The sequence below is a fragment of the Tenacibaculum pacificus genome, from assembly GCF_027941775.1.
In the GTDB taxonomy this organism is placed as follows: Bacteria; Bacteroidota; Bacteroidia; order Flavobacteriales; family Flavobacteriaceae; genus Polaribacter; species Polaribacter pacificus_A.
Genome location: NZ_CP115917.1, coordinates 1,554,714 through 1,581,083 on the forward strand (window position 1 = coordinate 1,554,714; position 26,370 = coordinate 1,581,083).

Annotated in this window: 22 protein-coding genes and 2 pseudogenes; 16 read left to right on the plus strand and 8 right to left on the minus strand. The window is 29.0% G+C overall.

The genetic code is table 11. The annotated features are described in order from the left end of the window. The first annotated feature begins 86 nt into the window (after positions 1-86). The 3 genes from PG913_RS06935 (at position 87) to PG913_RS06945 (ending at position 4,602) form a co-directional block, all read left to right on the plus strand. Positions 87-1,859 (plus strand): AMP-dependent synthetase/ligase, encoded by a 1,773-nt coding sequence (locus tag PG913_RS06935; RefSeq protein ID WP_271230090.1) that lies wholly within the window; start codon positions 87-89, stop codon positions 1,857-1,859. A 68-nt stretch (positions 1,860-1,927) separates the two neighbouring features. After that, the gene (locus PG913_RS06940; RefSeq protein ID WP_271230091.1) at positions 1,928-3,541 is read left to right on the plus strand and encodes an RluA family pseudouridine synthase; all 1,614 of its coding nucleotides are present in this window, start codon (positions 1,928-1,930) and stop codon (positions 3,539-3,541) included. 110 nt (positions 3,542-3,651) lie between these two features. Beyond that, positions 3,652-4,602, plus strand: coding sequence for a terpene synthase family protein (locus PG913_RS06945; protein WP_271230092.1), 951 nt, complete (start codon positions 3,652-3,654; stop codon positions 4,600-4,602). Between the two features lie 3 nt (positions 4,603-4,605). Here the strand turns inward: PG913_RS06945 and PG913_RS06950 are convergent, their stop codons facing one another. Together PG913_RS06950 and PG913_RS06955 are read right to left on the minus strand one after the other, a co-directional pair. Next, complete coding sequence (locus tag PG913_RS06950; RefSeq protein WP_271230093.1) at positions 4,606-5,901, minus strand: MFS transporter; 1,296 nt, start codon at positions 5,899-5,901, stop codon at positions 4,606-4,608. A 66-nt stretch (positions 5,902-5,967) separates the two neighbouring features. Beyond that, positions 5,968-6,777, minus strand: coding sequence for a M48 family metallopeptidase (locus tag PG913_RS06955; RefSeq protein ID WP_271230094.1), 810 nt, complete (start codon positions 6,775-6,777; stop codon positions 5,968-5,970). A gap of 123 nt (positions 6,778-6,900) precedes the next feature. Here PG913_RS06955 and PG913_RS06960 point away from each other — a divergent pair, with 123 nt between their 5' ends. From PG913_RS06960 to PG913_RS06975, 4 genes are all read left to right on the plus strand, one after another. Then, the gene (locus tag PG913_RS06960) at positions 6,901-7,098 is read left to right on the plus strand and encodes a hypothetical protein (RefSeq protein ID WP_271230095.1); all 198 of its coding nucleotides are present in this window, start codon (positions 6,901-6,903) and stop codon (positions 7,096-7,098) included. A gap of 104 nt (positions 7,099-7,202) precedes the next feature. Further along, a complete protein-coding gene (locus PG913_RS06965; protein WP_271230096.1) occupies positions 7,203-7,766 on the plus strand; it encodes an alpha/beta hydrolase in 564 nt (187 codons plus the stop codon). 2 nt (positions 7,767-7,768) lie between these two features. Next, positions 7,769-8,239 (plus strand): peptide-methionine (R)-S-oxide reductase MsrB, encoded by a 471-nt coding sequence (msrB, locus tag PG913_RS06970; RefSeq protein ID WP_271230097.1) that lies wholly within the window; start codon positions 7,769-7,771, stop codon positions 8,237-8,239. A gap of 288 nt (positions 8,240-8,527) precedes the next feature. Continuing rightward, the gene (locus PG913_RS06975) at positions 8,528-11,356 is read left to right on the plus strand and encodes a TonB-dependent receptor (RefSeq protein WP_271230098.1); all 2,829 of its coding nucleotides are present in this window, start codon (positions 8,528-8,530) and stop codon (positions 11,354-11,356) included. 515 nt (positions 11,357-11,871) lie between these two features. On the opposite strand, the gene PG913_RS06980 is transcribed toward PG913_RS06975, so the two are convergent. Further along, positions 11,872-12,222: a 4Fe-4S binding protein gene (locus PG913_RS06980; RefSeq protein WP_271230099.1), complete on the minus strand. Its 351-nt coding sequence runs from the start codon at positions 12,220-12,222 to the stop codon at positions 11,872-11,874. 70 nt (positions 12,223-12,292) lie between these two features. Here PG913_RS06980 and PG913_RS06985 point away from each other — a divergent pair, with 70 nt between their 5' ends. The 9 genes and pseudogenes from PG913_RS06985 to PG913_RS07025 all read left to right on the plus strand — a co-directional run bounded on the left by PG913_RS06985 (position 12,293) and on the right by PG913_RS07025 (position 21,151). After that, positions 12,293-13,354 carry an acyl-CoA reductase gene (locus tag PG913_RS06985; RefSeq protein WP_271230100.1) on the plus strand — a complete coding sequence of 354 codons (1,062 nt, stop codon included), beginning with the start codon at positions 12,293-12,295 and terminating at the stop codon, positions 13,352-13,354. Positions 13,355-13,408: 54 nt separating this feature from the next. Further along, positions 13,409-14,473, plus strand: a complete 1,065-nt coding sequence (gene serC, locus PG913_RS06990; RefSeq protein ID WP_271230101.1) for a 3-phosphoserine/phosphohydroxythreonine transaminase — start codon at positions 13,409-13,411, stop codon at positions 14,471-14,473. A 55-nt stretch (positions 14,474-14,528) separates the two neighbouring features. After that, complete coding sequence (locus PG913_RS06995) at positions 14,529-15,485, plus strand: NAD(P)-dependent oxidoreductase (protein ID WP_271230102.1); 957 nt, start codon at positions 14,529-14,531, stop codon at positions 15,483-15,485. A 12-nt stretch (positions 15,486-15,497) separates the two neighbouring features. Further along, complete coding sequence (locus PG913_RS07000; protein WP_271230103.1) at positions 15,498-16,736, plus strand: DUF1015 domain-containing protein; 1,239 nt, start codon at positions 15,498-15,500, stop codon at positions 16,734-16,736. A gap of 12 nt (positions 16,737-16,748) precedes the next feature. Beyond that, positions 16,749-17,415: pseudogene (locus PG913_RS07005) on the plus strand (YggS family pyridoxal phosphate-dependent enzyme). A 32-nt stretch (positions 17,416-17,447) separates the two neighbouring features. Beyond that, positions 17,448-18,539 (plus strand): exonuclease domain-containing protein, encoded by a 1,092-nt coding sequence (locus PG913_RS07010; protein ID WP_271230104.1) that lies wholly within the window; start codon positions 17,448-17,450, stop codon positions 18,537-18,539. A 29-nt stretch (positions 18,540-18,568) separates the two neighbouring features. After that, positions 18,569-19,387: an ion transporter gene (locus PG913_RS07015; RefSeq protein ID WP_271230105.1), complete on the plus strand. Its 819-nt coding sequence runs from the start codon at positions 18,569-18,571 to the stop codon at positions 19,385-19,387. A gap of 1 nt (position 19,388) precedes the next feature. Beyond that, positions 19,389-20,297: a tRNA (adenosine(37)-N6)-dimethylallyltransferase MiaA gene (miaA, locus tag PG913_RS07020; protein WP_271230106.1), complete on the plus strand. Its 909-nt coding sequence runs from the start codon at positions 19,389-19,391 to the stop codon at positions 20,295-20,297. A 38-nt stretch (positions 20,298-20,335) separates the two neighbouring features. Continuing rightward, the gene (locus PG913_RS07025; RefSeq protein ID WP_271230107.1) at positions 20,336-21,151 is read left to right on the plus strand and encodes a DUF1853 family protein; all 816 of its coding nucleotides are present in this window, start codon (positions 20,336-20,338) and stop codon (positions 21,149-21,151) included. Between the two features lie 156 nt (positions 21,152-21,307). Here PG913_RS07025 and PG913_RS07030 read toward each other — a convergent pair whose 3' ends face one another. The 5 genes and pseudogenes from PG913_RS07030 to PG913_RS07050 form a co-directional block, all read right to left on the minus strand. Next, on the minus strand, positions 21,308-22,225 hold the full coding sequence (locus tag PG913_RS07030; RefSeq protein ID WP_271230108.1) for an EamA family transporter: 918 nt from the start codon (positions 22,223-22,225) through the stop codon (positions 21,308-21,310). A gap of 47 nt (positions 22,226-22,272) precedes the next feature. Then, positions 22,273-23,404: pseudogene (bshA, locus tag PG913_RS07035) on the minus strand (N-acetyl-alpha-D-glucosaminyl L-malate synthase BshA). A gap of 127 nt (positions 23,405-23,531) precedes the next feature. After that, a complete protein-coding gene (locus tag PG913_RS07040) occupies positions 23,532-24,377 on the minus strand; it encodes a transketolase (RefSeq protein WP_271230109.1) in 846 nt (281 codons plus the stop codon). Positions 24,378-24,452: 75 nt separating this feature from the next. Further along, the gene (locus PG913_RS07045) at positions 24,453-25,133 is read right to left on the minus strand and encodes a hypothetical protein (protein WP_271230110.1); all 681 of its coding nucleotides are present in this window, start codon (positions 25,131-25,133) and stop codon (positions 24,453-24,455) included. A gap of 43 nt (positions 25,134-25,176) precedes the next feature. Beyond that, the gene (locus PG913_RS07050; protein ID WP_408648504.1) at positions 25,177-26,361 is read right to left on the minus strand and encodes an asparagine synthetase B; all 1,185 of its coding nucleotides are present in this window, start codon (positions 26,359-26,361) and stop codon (positions 25,177-25,179) included. Between the last annotated feature and the right edge of the window lie 9 nt (positions 26,362-26,370).

The following is a 26,370-nucleotide window of genomic DNA, read 5'->3' on the forward strand; positions in this document are numbered from 1 at the left end:
GATAAAAGACAGTAAATCAATAGATAAGATTAAAGTTGTAAAATCAATCTATTTTACCTAATTTGCAATACCACAAAAAAAATCTTATGTCGATTGAAATAACACGTCTTTTTGATTTTCCTTATTATCAACAAGAAGCTTATAACTTAGAAAAAGCTTTTACAACCAAATACAATGGTCATTGGGAATCAATATCTACAATAGAATATATTGATAAAGCAAATACTATTAGTAGAGGTTTACTACGTTTAGGTGTACAACCTAATGATAAGATTGCCATAATTTCAACAAATAACCGTACAGAATGGAATATTTGCGACATCGGTATTTTACAAACAGGTGCACAAAATGTACCTATTTATCCAACAATATCTAAGGAAGATTATGAGTATGTTTTAAATCATTCTGAAGCTACTTATTGTTTTGTTTCTGACAAAACAATTTTAGAAAAATTAAATCAGATTAAAGGTAATACAAAATTAAAAGCTGTTTTTACTTTTGAAGATATTGAGAATGAAAAAAGTTGGAACGAAATTTTAGAACTTGGTAAAGATACTAGTAATCAAAATGAAGTTGAAGCCAGAAAAAATGCTGTTACTTCTGATTCTTTAGCTACCTTAATTTATACTTCGGGTACTACTGGAAAACCTAAAGGTGTTATGCTTTCTCATAAAAATATTGTTTCTAATGTATTAACTAGTGAAAAAAGAGTTCCTTTATTATATGGTCAAGAACGTGGTTTAAGTTTTTTACCTGTATGCCATGTTTTTGAACGCGTGATATTATATTTATATCAATACTGTGGTATTTCTATTTATTTTGCAGAATCAATTCAAAAACTGAGTGAAAATGCTCAAGAAATAAAACCTCATGTAATGACGGCTGTTCCTCGTTTATATGAAAAAATTTATGATAAAATTTACGCCAAAGGAACTGATTTAACCGGTATCAAAAAGAAATTGTTTTTTTGGGCTATTGATTTAGGTCTTAAATACGAACCATACGGAGCAAACGGATGGTGGTACGAAAAACAATTAAGTATTGCTCGTAAATTAATTTTTTCGAAATGGCAAGCTGCTTTAGGAGGCGAATTAAAATTAATGGTTTCAGGTTCTGCTGCTTTACAACCACGTTTAACAAGAGTTTTTACTGCTGCAGGAATGCCTGTTATGGAAGGTTATGGACTGACAGAAACATCACCTGTTATTACCGTTAATGACGTTAGAAATAACGGATTTAAAATAGGTACTGTTGGTAAAGTACTTGACGGATTAGAATTAAAATTTGCTGAAAGTGGTGAAATTTTAGTAAAAGGTGATAATGTAATGTTAGGCTATTATAAAGACCCTGTAAAAACTGCTGAAGTTTTAAAAGATGGATATTTCTATACAGGTGATATAGGAGAAATAGACAAAGATGGCTTCTTAAAAATTACAGGACGAACAAAAGAAATGTTTAAAACATCTGGTGGTAAATATATTGTTCCACCATTATTAGAAGGAGAATTAAAACAATCTCGTTTTATAGAACAGGTTATGGTAATTGGTGAAGGCGAAAAAATGGCAGCTGCTTTTATTCAGCCTAATTTTGATTTTGTTAGAGAATGGGCTTCTAGACATGGAATTACCTTAAAAACAAATGAAGAGTTAATAAAAAATCAAAAAGTAATTGACCGTATTGAAGAAGAAGTTGCTATTTGTAATTCTAATTTTGGAAAATGGGAAACTATTAAAAAGTTTGAATTAACATCCGAAGAATGGTCTATAGAAGGTGGTCACCTTACTCCTACCGTGAAAATGAAACGTAAAATTATTAAAGAAATTTATAAAGATTTATACGACAAAATCTATAACTGTTAATTTAATTTTATCGTACAAATCTTAAACTTATAAAGTGTTGTGAAAGCAACACTTTTTTTATTTAAATTATGACTAAATTTATTGCTTTTACTTCTGATACTAATACAATAACTATTCCCGAAAAATTTGATTATCCTCATAATTACACACCAAGTACATTATCAAAAATAGCTACTAAAGAATTACAAGAATATTTAACTAATCAAACTGATTTTTTTCATGATTTTGGAATAAAAAACACTGAGAATCAAAATGCTTTAGGTAAAATGTTTGGCGTATTGGTTGTTAAAAATAATAAAAGTCAATTAGGTTATTTAGCTGCTTTTTCAGGAAAAATAGCAGAAAGCACACAACACAAACATTTTGTACCACCTGTATATGATGTTTTAAGTAAAAATGGTGTGTTTTTAAAAATGGAAGAAAAACGCAATCTGATTAACGCTAAAATTTCTTATTCAGAAAATAGTACGCAATATTTAAACATCAAAAAAGATTATATCCAAGGTAAATTATTAAATGAAAATTTAATAATTAAAGAGAAATCTAAAATTAAACAACGTAGAAAATTAAGAAAAGAATTATCTCAACAAGATAATCAACAAAATATTAATGAAGAGTTTTATATACGTGAATATGAAGTTTATTTACAATCTAAAACACACTCTTTAGAAAAAGAATATAATAATTATCAGCAAAAAATAAATCAATTAAAAGAGCATAGAAAAGAACTTTCAGCAACAGGGCAACAAGAAATTTTTAATCAATATAAATTTTTAAATGCTAAAAAAGAATCTGAAAATTTAATTACTATCTTTAAAGATTCAAAACAAAATATTCCTGCTGGTTCTGGTGATTGTTGCGCTCCTAAATTATTACAATATGCTTTTTTAAATAACCTCACCCCTATTTGTATGGCAGAATTTTGGTGGGGTAAATCTTTAGCTACTTCAATTCGAAAACATAAAAACTATTACTCGGCTTGTACGGGTAAATGCAAACCTATTTTAAATCATATGCTTAAAGGATTAATTGTTAATGAAAATCCTTTAGTTGCTCAACTTCAAGCTAAAAAAGATATAGAAATTATTTTTGAAGATGATTACCTAATTGTTATCAATAAACCAGCAGAATTATTATCAGTAGCTGGAAAAATAATTGAAGATTCTGTAGAACATCGCATCCAAAGAAAAAATGCAAATTATTTGGTTGTTCATCGTTTAGATATGTCTACTTCAGGAATTTTACTGATAGCTAAAAATATAGATATCTATAAAACTCTACAAGCTCAATTTACAAACAGAACAATTAAAAAACGATATGTTGCTGTACTTAATGGAATCATATCACAAAAATCAAGTGAAATAAACTTGCCGTTAAGAGTCAATTTAAACGACAGACCAAAACAATTAGTTTGCAATACTCACGGAAAACCAGCGCAAACTAAGTGGGAAATTATTAATGTAAAAAATGGAAAAACAAAAGTGTATTTTTATCCGATTACAGGAAGAACGCATCAATTACGAGTTCATGCAGCTCATAATTTAGGGTTAAACACTCCAATTATTGGTGATGATTTATACGGAACAAAAGCAAATAGATTACACTTACACGCTGAAAGAATAGAATTTAGACATCCTATTAGTCGAAAAATAGTTGTTTTTATTTGTCCTCCTACTTTTTAAATTGAAAAGCTACTTTTATAAATTTATCATTGAGAAGGTGTTTTTTAAATTTTTACATTACTTTTAAAAAACTAACTAATAATAAAAAACTAACTTCAACTAAAAAAATCATGAATTTCTCTTCAACTTCTTTATCAATATCAAAAACAAAACTCGAAATACATAAAGATGCTAAACTCATACTAAAAGAGGCTAAAGCGATCTCAAAAAAACTAGGTGTTATTGATGATGATTTATACAAACATCACACAACAATGACGAATCATTTATATATAAATACTCCTATTCATAAAATGATTAATGCTGTAGTTACTTATGATGTTTTATATTTTATTGATGATTTTTTTGGCGAAGATACCGCAAATGGTGTACAACCTGACTTTAAAAAAATATTAGATATTTGGACAGGAAAAGAACTCTATTTAAATAGTGAAAACTCTAAAATATCGAATTTATATAATGCTATTTTTTATATAAGCGATGCTGTTAAAAAAGATAGTCCTTCTTATTTTTTTGATAAATATACCGAATCAATAACCGAACATTTATCTTACTCTTTAAAATCAGTTCCTTTTACAACTGTTGATGAATATATTGATATCAGATTATATACTGGCGGAATGTTTCCTGTTATCGATTTAATTGAATACATGCATTCGATTTATATATCGCCAGAAATAACAGAGAAAGTTCCATCAATAAAAAAAATGAAAGAACAATGTGCTTTAATTGGTGCATTATCTAATGATTTATTTTCTTATGCTAAAGAAAAACACAGTGATTATAATTTAATTAATGCGTATATTATTTCAAATGAAGCTGATAATTATAACGATGCTGTAAATAAATCAATTATAAAAGTAAATACAATTCATACTGAATATGAAGCTACTTTATTACAAACGATGAAAGAAGTAACTTTTTTATCTTCAGTAAATAACAATATCGTTTTAAAATATATTGATGCATTAAATGTAATCATATCTTCAAGTTATCATTGGCAAAAAAATACCAAAAGATATATACATCCTGAAAATGTATTTGAAGATATGAAAGTTTAAAAATTAGGCTACATACTTCGTTTTTTTCATAGTAGTTAACACAAGTAACGAAGCTAAAAAGAAAATTGCTAAACATAATACAGACCATTGCATTGAATCTGTAATGGCATATAATGCTCCATAAACAGAAGTACCAAGTACAATTGCTATTTTTTCAGTAACATCATAAAAACTAAAATAGGTTGCGGTATCTTCTGTTTCGGGTAATAATTTAGAATATGTAGAACGAGTTAATGTTTGTATCGCTCCTTGTACTAAACCTAACAAACCTCCTAATCCGTAAAAATATATAGCTACATTTTCTTGTGATTTATCTAATGAAAAAGCAAAGAAACAAACAATCATCCAAATAACAATTGTAGCTTTTAAAGCTGTAATATTTCCGAATTTACCAGAAATTCTAGAAAAAATATAAGCACCTAAAATAGCAACAATTTGAACTAGTAAAATAGTAAGAATCATATTAAAAGTTGATAAATTTAATTCTGATGAACCAAAAATAGCAGCCATTAAAATAATAGTTTGTACTCCAATACTTAAAAAGAAAAATGATATTAAAAAACGTTTTAATGTAGGATAATTTAATACTTCTTTATATACTGTTTTTAATTCTCTGTACCCTTTCCATATATAATCATTATCGGGTTGTTTATTATAAATATCATCAGGTAATTTTTTAAAAGTGATTTGTGCAAAACCAATCCACCAAAGCCCAACCATAACAAAAGAAATACGAGAAGCCATTCCTGATGTAACTCCAAAAAGTTCAGGTTTCTGAATCATTATTAAATTGATAATCAATAATATTACCGAACCTACATACCCATACATAAAACCTTTTGCACTAGCTTTATCTTGTTGTTCAGGCAAAGCTACCTCAGGTAAATACGCATTATAGAAAACCCAACTTGCCCAAAAACCAATACTTGCCAAAATAGTAAATAAAATACCTATCCAAACAGTATCGATGCCTTCAAAAAAGGATAATCCTATTACAGATAAACCTCCCATCCAACAGAAAAATTTCATAAATTTCTTTTTACTTCCTGTATAATCTGCAATACCAGATAAAATAGGAGAAATAAAAGCTACGACTAAAAATGAAAATGATAAGGCATAACTATATAAACTATCAGGATGCTCCCAATCCATTCCTAAAAAACGAACTGTTTTTCCTTTAGTAACCGTACTATAATATAACGGAAAAACCGCCGTACTAATTACTAATGAATATACCGAATTTGCCCAATCGTAAAATGCCCAAGCATTAATTAACTTTTTATCTCCTCTTTTGTACATATATCTTATAAATAAAAAACCGCTCATACAATAATGAACGGTTTGCAATATAAATAATTTATGTTGCTATTTTCTTGCTGGCACATTAAATTTAGCTGCTAATTGTTTTGCTTCAGGTAAATAAGCTCTAAGCGTTTGAATACGTGTTTGATTTGATGGATGCGTACTCATAAATTTCGCAGGTGCTTTTCCTTTTGATATTTGGCTCATTCTTACCCAAACCTCAGCAGCTTCACTACCGTTATATCCTGCCATTAACATAAAAACTAAACCTAATTTATCAGCTTCTGTTTCATGATTTCTACTAAAAGGTAACATTATTCCTACTTGTGTACCTAAACCATATGCAGTATTAAAAAGTTGTGCATTTTTACTATTTGCAGTTCCTAAAGCTACTGCGGCACCACCTAATTGCTGTAACTGACCAGTAGACATACGCTCTTGACCATGTTTAGCAAATGCATGTGCAACCTCGTGCCCCATAACAGCAGCAATACCATCTTCATTAGCACAAACTGGTAAAATACCTGTATAAAAAACTACTTTTCCTCCTGGCATACACCAAGCATTTAATGTTTTATCTTCTACTAAATTAAATTCCCATTTGTAAGAATTTGCTTCTGCAGTCATGTTATTTGCTCTCATAAAACGGTCTACTGCTTCAGAAATTTTCTTACCTATTCTTTTTATTTGATTTGACTTACTAGTATTCGTAGATAATTTATTCTGTTCTAAAAAACCTTTGTACTGTGCAAAACTTGCTGGTAACACCTGTGCATCACTTACAAAATTAAGACGTTTTCTTCCTGTAATTGGTACAGTACTACATTGCACTAAAAATACCGCTACAATTCCTAAAGCTATAATTCTTTTCATTTCTTTTGTTTTTATTTGTTCTGGCTAATATATATGACACATTATAAAAATAATGTCACAAAAGTAATAAACAATATGTTTCTTTAGATTTACATATGCTATATTTATATTAAAATTAATTTCATGAATTCTAATACTTCATTTTTATTTCCTCCAAGCTTAATTGTTCCTAAACCTATTATTTTTTCAGCAAAAATAGTGCAACTATTTTCTACTCATTTAACAGCAAAACTTAGTATCAAGCTTTTTAGTACACCTTTAAAGTTCTCTATCCCAAACAGAGAAAAAGTAATGCTTGCGAGTGCTCAAAAAAAAGAATAAATATACCATCTATATCTAAAGAAGTTGAAATTTTATCCTACGGATATTCTCAAAAAAAAGTATTATTAGTACATGGTTGGGCAGGAAGAAGCACGCAATTATTTATGATTGCTGATAAATTATTAGAAAAAGGATACATGGTCATTTCTTTTGATGGTCCTGCACATGGTAAATCTTCAGGAAAAACAACAGCAATGCCTGAGTTTTTAGAAACTATTAACCAAATAGACAAAAAACATGGTCCTTTTGAAGCTGCTATTGGGCATTCATTTGGAGGTATGTGTCTATATAATAGTGTTGCTACTGATTTTAAAATAAAAAAATTAATCACTGTTGGTGCTCCTGATAAAGTTTCTGATGTAATACTTAATTTCACCAAAAACTTAGCTTTAAAACCTGTTATTGCACATAAAATGAAATATTTATTTGATAAAAAATGGGAAAGAGATATTGACACACACTCCTCAAATATTGTTGCGAAAAACATTCTTATTCCTACTTTGGTTGTTCATGATGCAAATGATGGAGATGTTCCTGTAAGTTCAGCAATACATATTCGTCAAAACCTACAAAGAGGAACACTTTTAATTACAAAAGGATTAGGACATACTAAAATACTTCGTAATCAAAAAGTAACTTCTGATATTGTAAACTTTATTATTCAATAAATATGAAAAAAATTTTAACTACTTTAATTTTAACGATACTATTTAGTTGTACAGGAAATACTCAAAATAAAAAAACATACAAAATTTCAAAAACAGCGCAAGAATGGAAGACACTTTTAACAGCAAAACAATATTATGTTCTTAGAGAAGCTGGTACAGAACGTCAAAACTCAAGTTCATTAAATAAAAATTACGAAAAAGGAATTTATGTTTGTGCGGTACGTAAAACACCTTTGTATAAATCTGAAAACAAATATGATTCTGGATCAGGATGGCCAGCTTTCGATAGCGCTATCAAAAAAAATGTTGAACTAGATATCGATTATAAAATTGGCTATGCTCGTACCGAATTAAAATGCAATACTTGTGGCGGACATTTAGGTCATTCTTTTAATGACGGGCCAAAAGAAACCACGGGAAAACGTCATTGTATTAATGGAGCAGCTTTAACTTTCATAAAATCAAATGAGTAATCCTTTTCAATTTAATCTACTAAATAAAATAAATTTATCATTATTTTGTTTAGTAGGTATTTTAAAATATCTACTTCTGTTTCATCAAAAAACATAGGTATTTCCTTTACTTAAACACTTTCAACTTTTTTCATAATTTTTATTTACGTATATCCGTTTTACTTTTTTTTAAAATTTTTCTAAAAAAAATGTTAAAATAACGAGTATAAAATTTTACTAACATCCTTATTAATATATAACCAATGATTTTAATATAAATCAAAGCTATTATTAATCAAATATAATTTTATGAAAAAAATTACACTTTTATTATTCGCTATATTATTTAGTGGTATTATGTGGTCTCAATCTAAAATATCAGGAACAATTGTAGACACCAGCAATCAACCACTACCAGGAGCTAATATTATAGAACAAGGAACTGCAAATGGAACAAACTCTGATTTTAATGGGAAATTTAATTTAACTATAAAAAAAGGAGCAGCACTAACTATTAGTTTTTCAGGATTTGAAACACAAAAAATAGCAACAAACGGAAAAACAAAATTTAATATTATATTAAAAGAAGGGTTAGAATTAGATGAAGTAGTTATTACAGGATCTAGAACTCCTGCCAGATCTAATACAAAAAGTGCTTTACCTATAGACGTAGTATCTTCAAAAGATTTACAATCTACAGGACAAGCTACTTTTGATAAAGCATTACAATACAAAATACCATCTTTTAACACCGTACAAACTCCTGTTAACGATGCTACTTCGTTATTAGATCCGTATGAAATTAGAAATATGGGACCTAGTAGAACGTTAGTATTAATTAACGGTAAACGTAAAAACTTAAGTTCATTATTATATACACAAACTTCTCCAGGACGTGGTGAAACAGGTTCTGATATTTCTGGAATACCTACAGATGCAATTAAATCTGTAGAAGTATTAAGAGATGGAGCTTCTGCTCAATATGGTTCTGATGCTATTGCTGGAGTTATTAATATCATTTTAAAAGACAGTCCTAAATCTGGTTCTGCCACTTTAAGATCTGGTATTACTGCTGAAGGAGATGGTGAAATGTTAGGTGTAAGTGTTAATAATGGTTCTACCATAAACGATGGTAAAGGTTTTATTAATTATACAATAGACTTTTCAAAAACAGCTTTATCAAATAGACCTGGTACAGTAAATGCTGAAGGTGAAGCTGATGATAATACTGGTTTTGGGGCAGATTTAGCAGTTGTTAAAGAATTTTTATCTAGAAATCCAGATGCTAATAATATTAATGGATCTCCTAAAACAGCAGCTTCAAAGTTTAATATAAATTTTGGTTTAGATTTAACTGATGACACTCAGCTTTATGGTAATGCTGCATATGTATTTAAAAAAGTACATTCTTTTGCTAATTATAGAACTCCATATTGGAGAACTGTAGAAAGTATGCCATACTTAGCTAGTTTTTTCCCTGGAAGCCACCCTACTAATGCTGGTGGATATGACGGATATGTTCCAACATTTGAAGGTGATTTAAACGATTATAATGGTACTATTGGTATAAAAACTAAAGTTAACGATTGGAATGTTGACATCAGTTTTACTACTGGGGGAAACAGCCAAACATATAAAGTTAACAATTCTCATAACAGAAATGATATCGCTTCTGATCCTATTTGGACAGATGCTAACGGAAACCATACTGTTGATGATGGTGAAATAAGCTTCACATCTCTTTACAGAGAAAATAGTCCTAGATCATTTGACCCAGGAGGAACTAGTTTTTCTCATAATGTGGGTAACATTGATATTAGTAGAATTTTATCTGAAAAAGTTAGTATTGGTTTTGGAGCAGAATTCAGAAATGAATTATTCGAAGTTATTGAAGGTACAAAAGCATCTTACGCTGGTGGTGGAGCAGATTCTTTTGCTGGAAATCAACCAGAAAATTCTGGTAGCTGGAGTCGTTATAATCTTGGTGGTTATTTTAGTTTAGATTATGATATTACTAAAGATTTTTTAATAAGTGGAACTGTTAGAGCAGAAAACTATTCTGATTTTGGTAGTACTTTTGTTTATAAATTAAGTTCTCGTTTGAATTTAAACGACAATTTAACAGCTAGAGGTTCTTTATCTTCAGGATTCAGAGCTCCTACTTTACATCAAATTTACACACAAAAAGCTCAATATAGTTTTAGTGGTGGTGGTATTGTTGTTGGTGGTTTAGTGAATAATGTTTCTCCTGAAGCACATGCATTAGGTATAGATAAATTAGATGCTGAAACATCTAGAAATATAACTGTAGGTTTAGGTGGTAAATTAGATAATGGTATCACTTTTACTGTAGATTATTACAATATTGCTGTAAAAGATAGAATTATTTTAAGTACTGAAATTACAGGAACTGCTTTTGATGGTGACGGTAATAACATTGGTACTACAGCTTTAGATGATGTTTTAAGAGATGGAGGTATAAAAGATCTTAGTTTCTTTGCAAATGCTATTGATACAAGAACTTCAGGTTTAGATATTGTTGTTAGTAAAAAGAACATCAAATTAGGTGCAGGAAAATTAGGTTTAAACTTATCAGGAAACTATACTATTGAAAACAAGCGTACAGGAAGTGTAAACAATCCTTCTTTAATTGAAAACGCAGGTCAATCTGTAGTTAATGCGACTCAAGAAGCTTTATTTTTCACATCACGTCCTGAAACAAAATGGATTTTAGGTGCTAATTATGATATCGGTAAATTTGGGTTATCTTTAAACAACACTTATTTTGGTAAAACTAAATTTCAGCAAGGAGATTTAAATCCTAATATAAGTACTGAATTTACGCCAAAAGTTGTTACAGATTTAGGAATAAACTTTAGCGCAACCGATAAAATCACTATTGCTTTAAATGTAAATAATATATTAAATGTATTACCTGAATGGAGCTTTAAAGCAAACAATGCTGCTGGACAAGCAATTATGGATGATACAACAATTACTGCTTCTGGATTAACACAAATTCAAAATGAATCTAATGCTATAACTTTTAACCAACGTTATTCTCAAATGACGTATGACGGTTATCATTTTAGCCAATTAGGAACAATGTTTAATTTATCTGTAAATTACCAGTTTTAAATAATTAGCGTAAACCATTAACTCTCATTAATTGTTTGTTTTTTTGATAGAAAGCCGAAATCAGTACGATTTTGGCTTTCTTATTTTTTAAAAGATAATTAGAAGCTACTTCCCGCTTTACGCACTCGCTTTTTTTATTTTTTCGAAAAGAAAAATAAAAAAGAGCTCAAACAATTGCTTCAATCGGGGCTAGGAATTTGTGCTGTTTTTATAATAATAATTTTATAAATAATTATTCTACAATACTAAAATAATTACAGGCTACTTATTTATTAGAGCTTGTTTAAATTTCATTAAAAAACCTTTTATAGCTAAAAAATCGAATCCGTCAAAGGGATTTTATTTCAGTTTCGAATCCTGATTTTCCGTAGTTCTTAGTTTTATACGATGCTGAAATAAATTCAGCATGACATTTCTATCTAAAAAAATACTTTTTTTTAAAAATTTAAACAGGTTCTTAAACAAAAAAAATCCCGAGTAAAAACTCAGGATTTTATATATATCGTTAAAATATATTATTCGTTATGCATAAAGCGTTGTTTTGCTAACAACTCTTCTTCAGTTTCTACATTGTCATCATCAGGAACACAACAATCTACAGGACATACTGCTGCACATTGAGGTTCTTCACGGAAACCTTTACATTCGGTACATTTATCAGCAACGATAAAATATATTTCATCAGAAATTGGCTCTTGATCCTCTTCTGCATTTGCTTTTGTTCCGTTTGGTAAAACTAAATCTCCCTTCAAATCAGTACCTTCTGAATATTTCCAATCATCTGCACCTTCATAAATTGCTGTGTTAGGACATTCTGGTTCACAAGCCCCACAATTTATACACTCATCTGTTATAATAATTGCCATAATTAATCTGTTTCAGTTTTGTAACTTTGCATTGCAAAAATAGTTCCAAATTAATTTAGAAACAATATAAATGGGTGTAATACAAAACAGAATCAATGCTTTTATAAAGTTAGGAGTTTTTTTAGAGCAATTTTCTCAAAAGAAAATTGAAAAGAAGGAAAACATTGCGCATAACGATTTGTTTTTTGATGGTTTTAAGCATCAATTAAAAATAGCTGGCGAAAACAATAAATGGTTTACCAATGAAAACTTATTGTTTGCCATTGAAAGCTGGACAAAAGCCTTATCCGAAGAAAATATTCAAAAATGGATTGCCAACGAAAACTTAGGAACAAATACATCTAAACAAGTTGCCGTTATTATGGCAGGAAATATTCCATTAGTTGGGTTTCATGATTTTTTATCTGTTTTAATTTCTGGACACAGTGCATTAGTAAAGCAATCATCAAACGATAAAAATTTATTGCCTTTTTTAGGTAAATATTTAGAATATGTTGAACCTGAATTAAAAGGAAAAATAACCTTTACCGAAGAAAAATTAAGCGGTTTTGATGCAGTTATCGCAACTGGAAGTAATAATACGGCGCGTTATTTTGAATATTATTTTAAAAACAAACCTAGTATTATTCGAAAAAGCAGAAATTCTGTCGCTGTTTTAACAGGAGAAGAAACTAAAGAAGATTTTGAAAATTTAAGTGATGATGTATTTCGTTATTTTGGATTAGGATGTCGTTCTGTTTCTAAATTATTTGTTCCTAGAAATTATGATTTCGAATCGTTTTTTAAAGGAATGTATAATAAACATGAAATAATTAACAACGCCAAATACGCTAATAATTACGATTATAACAAAACAGTATATTTAATGAGCGAGTTCGATATTTTAGAAAATGGCTTTTTAATGATTAAAGAAGACGAAAGCTACACCTCGCCTATCGCTTCTATTTTTTATGAATATTACGATACTACCGAAGATTTAAAAATAAAACTTTCCGAAGAAAAAGAAAAAATACAATGTATTGTTGCCCGTAATTTTATTGAAAATGAAATTGCTTTCGGTCAAACACAGCATCCTGAATTATGGGATTATGCCGATGGCGTAAATACTTTAACTTTTTTATCAGAAATTTAAAGATGAACTTCCTATAATTTTTGCACCTTTGTTATCAATAAAACAACATCAGTAATGAAAAAACATAACTTTAGCGCAGGTCCTTGTATTTTACCTGAAGAAGTTTTACAAAAAGCTTCAGAAGCAATTATCAATTTTAATGATGATAATTTATCATTAATTGAAATTTCTCACAGAAGTAAACCTTTTGTTGATGTTATTGAAAACGCTCGTAGTTTAGCCTTAGAATTATTAGGTTTAGAAAACAAAGGTTACACTGCTTTATTTTTACAAGGTGGTGCAAGTAATCAATTTTTAATGACGGCTTATAATTTATTAAACAAAAAAGCAGCCTATTTAAATACTGGTACTTGGAGTTCTAAAGCCATTAAAGAAGCAAAATTATTTGGAGAATTAATTGAAGTTACTTCATCAAAAGATAAAGACTTTAATTATATTCCTAAAAATTATACGATTCCTACCGATGTAGATTATTTTCACTGTACGAGTAATAATACTATTTACGGAACACAAATGAAAAATTTTCCTAAAACGGAAGTTCCTTTAATATGTGATATGAGTTCTGATATTTTTTCACGTCAGTTAGATTTTTCAAAATTTGATTTAATTTATGCAGGCGCACAAAAAAATATGGGTCCTGCGGGAACAACTCTTGTAATTATAAAAGATGATATTTTAGGAAAAGTAGAACGCGTTATTCCTTCTATGTTAAGTTATCAAGCTTTTATCGATAAAGAAAGTATGTTTAACACGCCTCCTGTTTTTGCGGTTTACACCTCAATGTTAACCTTAGAATGGTTAAAAAACTTAGGCGGAATTCCTTTTATTGAAAAAGTAAACAAACAAAAATCAGCACTTTTATATGCTGAAATCGATAGAAATTCACTTTTTAAAGGAAGCGTTATAAAAGAAGATCGTAGCCATATGAATGCTACTTTTAACATTACATCCGAAGCTTTAAAAAATAAATTTGATACACTTTGGAAACAAGCCGACATTAATGGTTTAGACGGTCATAGAAGTATTGGTGGATACCGTGCAAGCATGTACAACGCCTTACCTTTGTACAGTGTACAGGCTTTGGTTGATGTTATGCAAGAATTAGAAAGAATAAGTTAATTAGTTACGTACAAAATTATCAATTGAAATTACCAACTAAAAGAATACACTTTAAATGAAAATATTAGTAAACGACGGAATCTTAGACGGTGGTAAAGCTACCCTAGAAAATGCAGGATTTGAAGTAATAACAACAAAAGTTGCTCAAGAACAATTAGACAATTTTATTAATGAAGAAGAAATTAATGTAATTGTTATCAAAAACAATACAGAAATTCATTCTGAACTTATCGATAATTGTCCTACTTTAAAACTGATTGCAAATGCAAGTACAAGTAATGATAATATCGATGTTATTTATGCTGAAGAATGCGGTGTACAAGTAGTGAATGTTTCGGATGCTAGTGCAAATGCTGTTGCTGAATTGGTTTTTGCTCATCTATTAGGAATGGCTCGTTTTTTACATCAAGCCAATAGAGAAATGCCTTTAGAAGGAGATACTAGTTTTAATAATTTAAAAAAACAGTTTTCAGCAGGTACAGAAGTACGTGGTAAAACCTTAGGTATTATAGGGATGAATGTTGAAGGTCAGCAAGTAGCAAAAATTGCCTTAGGTTTAGGTATGAAAGTAATTGCTTATGATGTTGAATTTGGTAATTCTATCGAAATTCCTGTTGAATTTTATAATGGACAAGTTATCGATATTGAAATAGATTTTACAAACGTTGATGAACTATTAAAAGAATCAGATTTTATCAGTGTACATTTATCATCCGAAGAAAATCATGTAATTGGCGTTAAAGAATTTGAAAAAATGAAAGATGGCGTTGGTTTTATCAATGTTGCACAAAGCGGTTTAGTTGATGAAATTGCTCTAGTAAATGCCATAGAAAGCGGAAAAGTACAATATGCAGGTTTAGATACTTTTGAAAATCAGCCGACACCAGAAATTCAATTATTAATGAACCCTGAATTATCTTTAAGTCCTAATATAGCTTCTTATACGATAGAATCACAACATAAAATAGGTACTGAATTGGCAAATAAAATTATTAATTCTTTACAAGTATAAATTAAGTTATTAATGGCAATTGTACAACCGTTTAAAGCTGTTAGAGCTACCAGAGATAAAGTTACATTAGTTTCTTCTAAATCTTATGAAGTTTATAGTTCAGAAATGTTAAATGCTAAATTAGCCTTTAATCCATATACTTTTTTGCATGTTATTAATCCTGGTTATAAATATCAGAAACAAGATATTGCAGAAGAACAACGTTTTAAATTGGTTCATAATCGTTATTTAGAATTTAAAGATGATGGAATTTTTAAAAAAGATTTAGTCGCTAGTTTCTATATTTATCAAAAAATAACAGATACTAAATCTTTTTGTGGAATTATTAGCCGAACATCTGTAGATGATTATCATAATAATATCATTAAAAAACACGAAGGAACACTTCAAGAAAGAGAATTATTATTTGAAAACTACCTAAAAAATACTGGTTTTAATATTGAACCCGTACTGCTTACCTATCCTGATAATAATGTTATTAATTCTATTATTAAAAAATATCAAACAAAAAGAGCAGAATATGAATTTTCAACAACAGATAAGGATAAACACCTATTGTGGGTTGTTGATAATGAAAATGATATACAAAAAATAACAAATGCTTTTTCAGAAATAAGTACCTTATATATTGCAGATGGACATCATCGTTCTACCTCTGCTTGTTTGTTAGCTAAAAACTTAGCTAAAGAAAACCCTGAGCATACAGGAAAAGAAAACTATAATTTCTTTATGAGCTACTTATTACCTGAAAGCCAATTAAGTATTTATGAATTTAATCGATTTATAAAAGATTTAAACGGCTTAACTCCTGAAGAATTTTTAATCGAATTAGATACTTTTTTTAGAATTGAAAACAGAGGTCAGGAACTATACAGACCTAAAGAAAAGCATCAATTTAGCATGTATTTAAATGGGCAATTTTATGCATTGCATTTACGAATATCTAGATATGAATTTACAGATGCATTAAGTAAATTAGATGCACAAATTCTATATTTAACCGTTTTAAAACCTATTTTGGGGATAAATAATATTAGAAATGCATCTAAAATTTTATATTCACAAGATAAATCAGATGGTTTAGAATTAAAAACAAAGGTTGATAATGGAGGTTTTAAAGTTTCGTTTGGTATGTTACCAACATCTATTAACGAATTAAAAGAAATTGTAGATGCAGATATGCTAATGCCTCCAAAAACAACTTATATAGAACCTAAATTAAGAAGTGCTTTAACTATTTACGAATTTTAACACAAAGAAACAATGACAGGAATTAAAGAAAATCTTGATAAAATAAAAATAACAATTCCAGAAAATGTAACTTTAGTTGCTGTTTCTAAAACCAAACCAATTGCTGATATCCAAGAAGCATACGATGCAGGACAACGTGTATTTGGCGAAAATAAAATTCAAGAAATGGTGACAAAATTTGATGCTTTACCAAAAGATATTGAATGGCACATGATTGGGCATTTACAAAGTAACAAAGTAAAATATATGGCTCATTTTGTTAATTTAATTCATGGTGTTGATAGTTTTAAAACTCTGAAAGAAATTAATAAACAAGCTAAGAAACACAATCGTGTAATTAACTGTTTATTACAAGCACGTATTGCTAAAGAAGAAACTAAATTTGGATTATCATTTTTAGATATTGATACAATTATTTCATCCGAAGAAATTTTAGAACTACAAAACATAAAAATTGTAGGTTTCAATGGGGATGGCTACTTTTACCGATAATCAAACACAATTAGAAGATGAATTTACATCTTTAGCTGATTTCTTCAAAAAGAAGCAAGAAACAGTACTAAAACCAACAATCCTTTCAATGGGAATGAGTGGTGATTATCAATTAGCTATAAAAAATGGTAGTAATATGGTAAGAATTGGTAGCGCTATTTTTGGCGTTCGAAATTATATTGTTTAAATTTACATTAATCACCGCTAAATCAAAAATATTTGTACGCAATTTTAGACATTGAAACAACAGGAGGTAAATTTAATGAAGAAGGTATTACAGAAATTGCGATTCATAAATTTGATGGGCATCAAGTTGTAGACCAATTTATTAGTTTGGTCAACCCTGAACGAGAAATTCAAGAATTTGTTGTTAAATTAACAGGAATTAATAGTAATATGCTTCGTAATGCACCCAAATTTCATGAGGTAGCAAAACGAATTCTTGAAATTACAGAAGACTGTATTATTATAGCCCACAATGCTAGTTTTGATTATCGAATTTTACGTACAGAATTTGACCGATTAGGTTATGATTATCAAAGAAATACACTTTGTACTGTAGCGCTTAGTAAAAAACTAATTTCCGAAGCACCTTCTCATAGTTTAGGAAAATTATGTCGATTTATTGGGATACCAATGTCAGACAGACACAGAGCCAATGGAGATGCATTAGCAACCATACAATTATTCAAATTATTATTAGAAAAAGATGTTGATAAAAATATTATTCAGCAATCAATAAAATACGCAGATAACAGACACGTAAAGCAACGTTATTTAAAAATATTAGATAAATTACCCGAAAAAGAAGGTGTTTTTTATGTACATAATGAACAAGGTAATATCATTTTTATAGGTAGAGGTCAAAATCTTAAAAAGGAAGTTAATAAACTGTTTTTAAAAGAGACTCCAAAAGGATTAAGTATCATTAAAAGAGTACATGATATTACTTATCAAGAAACAGGAAACCTACTTTTTACACGAGTAAAATATCATTTAGAGTTACTTAAATTAAGACCTAAATATAATGTTATTCGTAAGCCAAAAATATCTAATAAAAATTTTAATCACGATAACTTATTAATTATTGATAAAGGAAGAACTCCTGAAGAACATGCTGTTATTTTAATCGAAAACAATATTGTCATTGGCTATACTTATACAAGTTTAGCATTTCAAGAAAATCAATTAGCTATTTTAAAACCGATGTTAACTCCTATTGAAAACAAAGAATTAGCAAAAACAATTATTAAAAACTATTTACTTAGAAATAAAGTAGCAAAAATAGTACGATTACCTCTTGAAAACTAACAAGTAAAATCGACTAAAAAAAAAATCACTTGAATAAAAACATTAAAAACTGGAAAGATAACCTTCATGAAATAATTTATGAAGCCGATACCCCTGCTGGGAAATTATTTGATATTGTTTTATTAATTGCCATACTTGCCAGTATTTTATTGGTAATGTTAGAAAGTATAGAAAGTATTAATTCAAAACATGGAGCTCTTTTAAATATTTCAGAATGGGTAATTACAATACTTTTTTCAATAGAATATGTTGTTAGAATTATATCTATAAAAAAACCAACAAAATATATTTTTAGTTTTTATGGAATTATAGACCTCCTTTCTACGCTTCCTAAATACCTTGCTATTTTCTTTACAGGAACTCACAGTTTAGTTGCTTTAAGAGCATTGCGTTTATTACGTGTTTTTAGAATTTTAAAACTAGCTCGTTTTGTTGGAGAATCGAATAATTTTATGAAAGCATTAAAAGCAAGTAGAACTAAAATTACTGTTTTTTTGTTTTTTGTATTGATTTTATGCGTTATTTTAGGAACAATAATGTACTTAATTGAAGGCGGTGAAAACGGCTTTACAAGTATTCCAAGAAGCGTTTATTGGGCAATTGTAACCTTAACAACTGTTGGTTACGGAGATATTGCACCGCATACACCTTTTGGACAATTTGTTGCTAGTATTATTATGATTTTAGGATATGGAATTATTGCCGTTCCTACAGGAATTGTAAGTTCTGAAATGGTAAAAGTAAACGATATTAATTTAAACACACAAGCATGCTTAAACTGTTCTTCTGAAGGACATGATGACAATGCGCTTTTTTGTAATCACTGTGGAAGTAAATTACACAATTAAAATGAAAAATACACTAATAACTATTGTAGGTGCAACCGCTATTGGAAAAACTGCACTAAGCATAAAACTAGCGCAACATTTTGGTTGTGATATTATTTCTTGTGATTCTCGTCAATTTTTTAAAGAAACAACCATCGGAACAGCAGTTCCTGATACTGATGAACTTACTGCTGCACCACATCATTTTATTCAAAATAGAAGTGTTTTTGAAGAATATTCAGTCGGACAATTTGAAAAAGATGCACTCGCTAAACTAGATGAACTTTTTATTAAAAATCCTGTTCAAATTATGGTTGGCGGTAGCGGTTTATATGTTGATGCCGTTTTAAAAGGTTTAGATTATTTTCCTAAAGTAGATGCTTCAATAAGAACGACACTAACAAAGGAATTAGAAGAAAACGGAATTGAACCACTTCAAAACAAACTAAAAGAATTAGATATTGAAACCTATAACGCAATTGCAATTGATAATCCGCATAGAGTAATGCGTGCATTAGAAATTTGTATTGGTACTGGTAAAACATATGCTTCTTTTAAGAATAAACCTAAAGCACCTCGTAATTTTCAATCGATAAAAATTGGATTAACTGCCGATAGAGAAATTATGTACGACCGTATTAATAAACGAGTTGCTATTATGATGAAAAATGGTTTATTAGAAGAAGCTAAAAACATGTACCCTCATAAAGATTTAACAGCTCTAAAAACAGTTGGATATCGCGAGTTATTCGAGTATTTTGATGATAATTTCACTAAAGAATTTGCCATTGAAGAAATTAAAAAGAATACCCGTCGTTTTGCTAAAAGACAAGGAACTTGGTTTCGAAAAGATAAAGAAATAATTTGGTTCGATTTTCAAGAAAATACACAAAAAATTATAGGTACTTTACAATCTGAAATTTTAAAATAGTATTACATTTTTTAACAGTATTAAAAATATTTTTATTGATGGATACTTATTATAAAGATTTACAATTACAATACGAAGGATTTTTAAAAACACCTTTTCTATGGAATGGAAAAGGTGTTTTTGATTTATATCAATTTGATATAAATACAATTAAAACTAGTATTTTTTCTACTGAAATTACAAAAACACCTCGCTTAGGGAAATTAGTAGAACGTTTTGTTTCTTTTGAACTTCAACAAAATTCAACTATTAAAATACTTACTGAAAACATACAAATTCAACAAGAAAAAATAACACTTGGCGAACTAGATTGTTTACTTCTAAAAGATAAAAAACCGATTCATTTAGAAATTATTTATAAGTTTTATTTATATGATAATTCAGCGAGTAAAATAGAAATTGAACGCTGGATTGGTCCTAATAAAAAAGATTCTTTAGTTCAAAAATTAACAAAACTAAAAGAAAAACAATTACCACTACTCCATTCTCAACAATGTATTCCTTATTTAAAAAATCTAAATTTAGATGCTGAAAAAATAGCACAACAACTCTATTTTAAAGCACAATTATTTGTTCCGTTAAAAGATTATGGAAAAGAATTTCCTTTGATAAATAACAATTGTATTATCGGTTTTTATGTTACTTTACTTGAATTAAATCAATTTAAAGAATGTAAATTTTATATTCCTAATAAACATAATTGGCTAGTACAACCTCACACAAATATTAATTGGTTGAATTTTAATGATTTCACAACAAACCTTCAACAGTTTTTAAGTGAAGAAAGAGCTCCGCTTTGTTGGTTGAAAAAAACAAACGGAGAGCTCATTAAAATTTTTGTAATTTGGTGGTAAATTACTCTTTAAGATATCAAAATATTATTTCTTGTAAACAAGCCTAGCCCCGATTGAAGCATTTGTTTGAGCTCTTTTTTGTTTTTCTTTTCGAAAAAACAAAAAAAGCGAGTGCGGAAAGCGGGAAATTGCTTCAAAAAAAATATCTAAAAAAAATTAAAAACTTCCTTTTTTAGGTGCTACTTTCACCAATCTTTTTCTTGAATTAATAAAATAAACACCTGTTAATAATACAATTGATGCTACTATTGATTGTGTTGTAAGTTGTTCATTTAGTAAACTCCACCCTAAAAATAAGGCTATTATCGGGTTTACATAAGCTGATGTTGCTACTTTTTCTGGAGAAACATTTTTTAATAAATAATTAAATGCAGTAAAAGCTACAACTGCTCCGAAAACAATTAAAAATAACATTGAACCTTGAGTTTTATACGACCAATTTAAAGGAGAAACCCAAGTTTCTTTAAAAACTAAACTAGCTATTGATAATAAAACTCCACCTATTAACATCTGATAACCTGTACTTACTAAATGATTTTTAGGTAAGTCTGCCTTTGATACAAAAACACTTCCGTAACTCCAAGTTAACACACAGGTTAAAATCATAAAAATACCTAAAACACTATCTTCTGATGCTGTAATTTGCTTTTGACTTATTAATAAATACATACCTAATAATCCTAATAAAGCTCCTATAATTGATTTTTGTTGCAATCTTTTACCATCTATTAAACGTAATAAAAACAATACAAATAAAGGTTGGGTTGATGCTAATAATGCGGCAAAACCTGTGTTTACATATTTTAAAGCCCATACAAAAACACCATTTCCGTAAACTAAAAATAAAAAACCTGCTATACCTGTATTTATCAATTGATTTCTAGTTACTTTTAGTGGTAACTTCATCAATTTAGCTACCAAAATAATTATTAAACCCGCGCTAAAAAAACGAATTGAACCTAAAAATAAAGGTGGAATTTCGGTAACGGCTATTTTATTAAATAAATAAGTTGAACCCCATATTATGTATATCGAAAAAAAAGCTCCGATAACCAATAGTTTAGCATTTTTCATTTCCGTATAATTTTAAAAGTAAATGTACTATAATTAAAATTTATAAATTAACCTTTTATAGAACAACTTTTATAAATTTCTTCATACATCGGTAATATTTTTTCTAAAGAAAAAACTTTGATATGTTTTTTTGCATTCTCTTTAAATTCAGCTAAAATAGCTTCGTTTTTTAAAATTTTAATAGCATTTACAGCCATATCATTTATATCTCCAAGATTACTTAAATAACCTGTTTTACCATGAATATTTACCTCAGGTAATCCTCCACAATTTGTAGAAATAACAGCCGTACTAGCTGCCATTGCTTCCAAAGCTGCTAAACCAAAACTTTCTGTTTCTGAAGGCAATAAAAAAACATCTGAATAACATAATATTTTAGCTACTTCATTACTATTTCCTAAAAACAAGACTTTATCTTCAATATTTAACTTTTTCGATAAATTTTCTGCTTTTAAACGCTCAGGACCATCGCCTACCATTAATAATTTTGAAGGAACTTCTTTTTGAATTTTATTGAAAATTTCAATAACATCTTCTGTACGTTTTACAGGACGAAAATTACTAACATGTGTTACTATTTTTTCTTCAGGTGTTGCTAAAGCGATACGTTTACAATCTCCTTGATACGCTTGATTATACTTTTCACCATCAATAAAATTATAAACTACTTTGATATCTTTTTCAATATTAAACAAACGCAAAGTATCTTCTTTTAAACTATTAGATACTGTAGTTACCTCATCGGATTGATTAATACTAAATTCAACAGCTGTTTTATATGTTGGATGACTTCCTACTAAAGTAATATCAGTACCGTGTAAAGTTGTTACTACTTTTATATTGATGTTTTTTTCTTCCAACATTTTTTTAGCCATATACGCAGCATATGCGTGTGGAATAGCATAATGTACATGTAAAACTTCCAATTGATACTTTTCTACAACCTCAACCATTTTGCTAGATAATGCTAACTCATAAGGTTGATATTGAAATAATGGATACTCTTCTAAAACAACTTCATTGAAAATGTAATCGATGTGAAAAAAAATCTAATCGAACAGGTTGATTATACGTTATAAAGTGTACTTCATGTCCTTTATCTGCCAAAGCCATTCCTAACTCTGTCGCTACAACTCCACTTCCTCCAAAAGTCGGATAACATACAATTCCTATTCTCATAATTAAGTTTGATTTAAAGATGTTTATGAATGTAAATTTACAATATTACACACGCTTTTTTGTGAATAAAAGCATAAAAAAATCCTGCTATAAAGCAGGATTTTAATTTTATATAAAAAAGAAAGATTTAGTAATCTCCTAATGTTTCAGGGTTTTGAGCTAATGATTTTGCTAATTGCTCATCATTAGGTGCTTTACCATGCCAAGCGTGTGTATTCATCATAAAGTCAATTCCGTTCCCCATTTCTGTATATAATAATACACAAACTGGTTTTCCTTTACCTGTACGAGATTTTGCATCTGCCATTCCGCTTAAAATAGCTTCGACATTGTTTCCTTCTCTTATTTCTAATACATCCCAACCAAAAGCTTCAAATTTAGCTTTTAAGCTTCCCATTGCTAATACTTGGTCTGTTGTACCGTCAATTTGCTTTTCGTTTACATCAATAGTTGAAATTAAATTATCAACTTTTTTTCCTGATGCATACATTGCTGCTTCCCAGTTCTGACCTTCTTGTAATTCACCATCACCATGTAATGTGTATACAATTTTATCATCTCCGTTTAACTTCTTAGCTTCTGCTGCCCCAATAGCAACACTCATACCTTGTCCTAAAGAACCCGAAGCAATACGGATACCTGGTAAATGGTCATGAGTTGTTGGATGTCCTTGTAAACGTGTGTTTAATTTTCTAAAAGTAGCTAATTCTGCTACTGGAAAAAAACCACTATGTGCTAAAACACTATAGTAAACTGGCGATATATGCCCATTTGATAAAAAGAATAAATCTTCTTTATTACCATCCATCTTAAAATCAGTAGAATAATCCATGATTTCTTGATACAAACATGTTATAAATTCTGCACATCCTAATGAACCACCTGGGTGTCCTGAACTTACTGCGTGTACCATTCGAACGATGTCTCTACGAACCTGTTGTGTAAAATCTTGAAGTTGTTGTGTTGTTGGCATTGTTGTTTTGTTTTGTATGGGCAAAAGTAATTCTTTCTATAAGAATTAACAATCTATAATTTTACTTTTTAAATATTAATTATTAAAAATGATAGCAAGAATTAAGAAAAAGAAATGAACACATAATGCAATATAGAATAATTTATTACTAGATTCAGTAAAATCTGTAATTACATCATTTACTTTCTTTGCAAGAATAGTACTTAGTTTTGTATCTTTATTAGAAAAGTCTACTTTATCTAAAGTTACCTTTTTCATTATAAATGATAAAATTCGTTTTTGCCACTTAGAAGTTTCAGTATCTTTTTTAATATCATTTAGTAAATTTAACTTAAGAGTTACATAATCATCTAACTGATTTATTGTAGATGTACTCTCTATTTTCTCACTAACATAAGTTGTTATTTTATCTGAAAACCAACTTTGAAGATTATTCTTCCAAATAGTACTTAAAGCTGTTTCAATTGATAGTTTATTAGCTATAATAAAATAAATAATTGGAAATACAAGTAAACTTAGTGTTGCTAATAACATTGGCCAAAAATCCACCGTAAAAAGCGTGATTACTCCAGCAATAGCTCCTGCTCCACTATGAGCTGTTCCACTATTACCTGAAATACTACTTTCTCCTAATAAAAAAAGAGATATAAAAAATAGTAATATTGAAACAATAGTTCCTAAAGCGTAAATAATTATCCATTTTATTATTGATTTTGAACCTACTTTTGCAATTATTTTTAAACTGGATTTCATCATTTTATTATAAATTAATTCGTGAATTTACTGAAAAAAGAAAAAATTATGTTTTTTTCTTTTTCTTTTTTGCAGCAGGAAATAATACATTATTCAAAATTAAACGATACCCTGGTGATGTTGGATGTAAATCTAATTCTGTTTTTGGATCACCTATTCTATGTTGATAATCCTCAGGGTCATGACCTCCATAAAAGGTAAACATTCCTTTTCCTTTTGTTCCGTGGATATATTTAGCTTCTCCATTGGTTGGATTTTCTCCTAAAACCATTACTGTTGATTTTACTGTATTTGCATCAAAAGAAGTTGTTTGTCCCATAAATGCTTTTACTAATTGTGTATGATTTTGAGTTAACATAGTAGGAACTTGATCCCATTTTGCAGAAAATTCTTTTAACGTAAAATAATCTAATTCTTTTTTTATTTTACGCTTACGAGTCATATCAATAGATGAAAATTCGTATGTGGTAGGATTACGAATTAATTCAAAATCTTTAAAAGCAAATGTTTTATTAAAATCTACTTTTGATTGATAATTAGGCTCAGAAGCATCTCCATCAAACATTACTTCACAAATATCAACTCCTTGACATGCTAAAGCAATATCAAAACTATCGGTTGCCGAACACATAGCAAACATAAAACCTCCTCCAATTACATAATCTCTAATTTTTTTAGCAACAGCACTTTTTTCTTCGGATACTTTAGCATATCCTAATTTTGTTGCCAATGCTTCTGCATCCTTTTTCTGTTGAATATACCAAGGAGCAGTTCTAAAAGCTCCATAAAAACGACCGTATTGCCCTGTAAAATCTTCGTGATGTAAATGCAACCATTCATATAATAACAATTTATCATTTAGCACCTCTTCATCATAAATAACATCGAAAGGAATTTCAGCATAGGTTAAAACCATTGTTACAGCATCATCCCAAGGCATTTTTCCTTTTGGAGAATACACTGCTACTTTAGGTGCTTTTTCAAGTGTAACAGCCTCTTGATTTTTAGAAGGTGATGAAATTTCTTGTAAAATAATTTGAGATTTAGCATCTGAAATAATTTGATACGAAACTCCTCTAATTTTACATTCTTTTTCTAGTGAATTATTATTTTCTAATAAAAAAGCACCGCCATCATAATTTAATAACCACTTTGCTTTTAAGCCATTTTCTAAGGCATAATAAACAATTCCGTAGGCTTTTAAATGATTTTTTTGATTTTCGTTACTCATCGGAACATA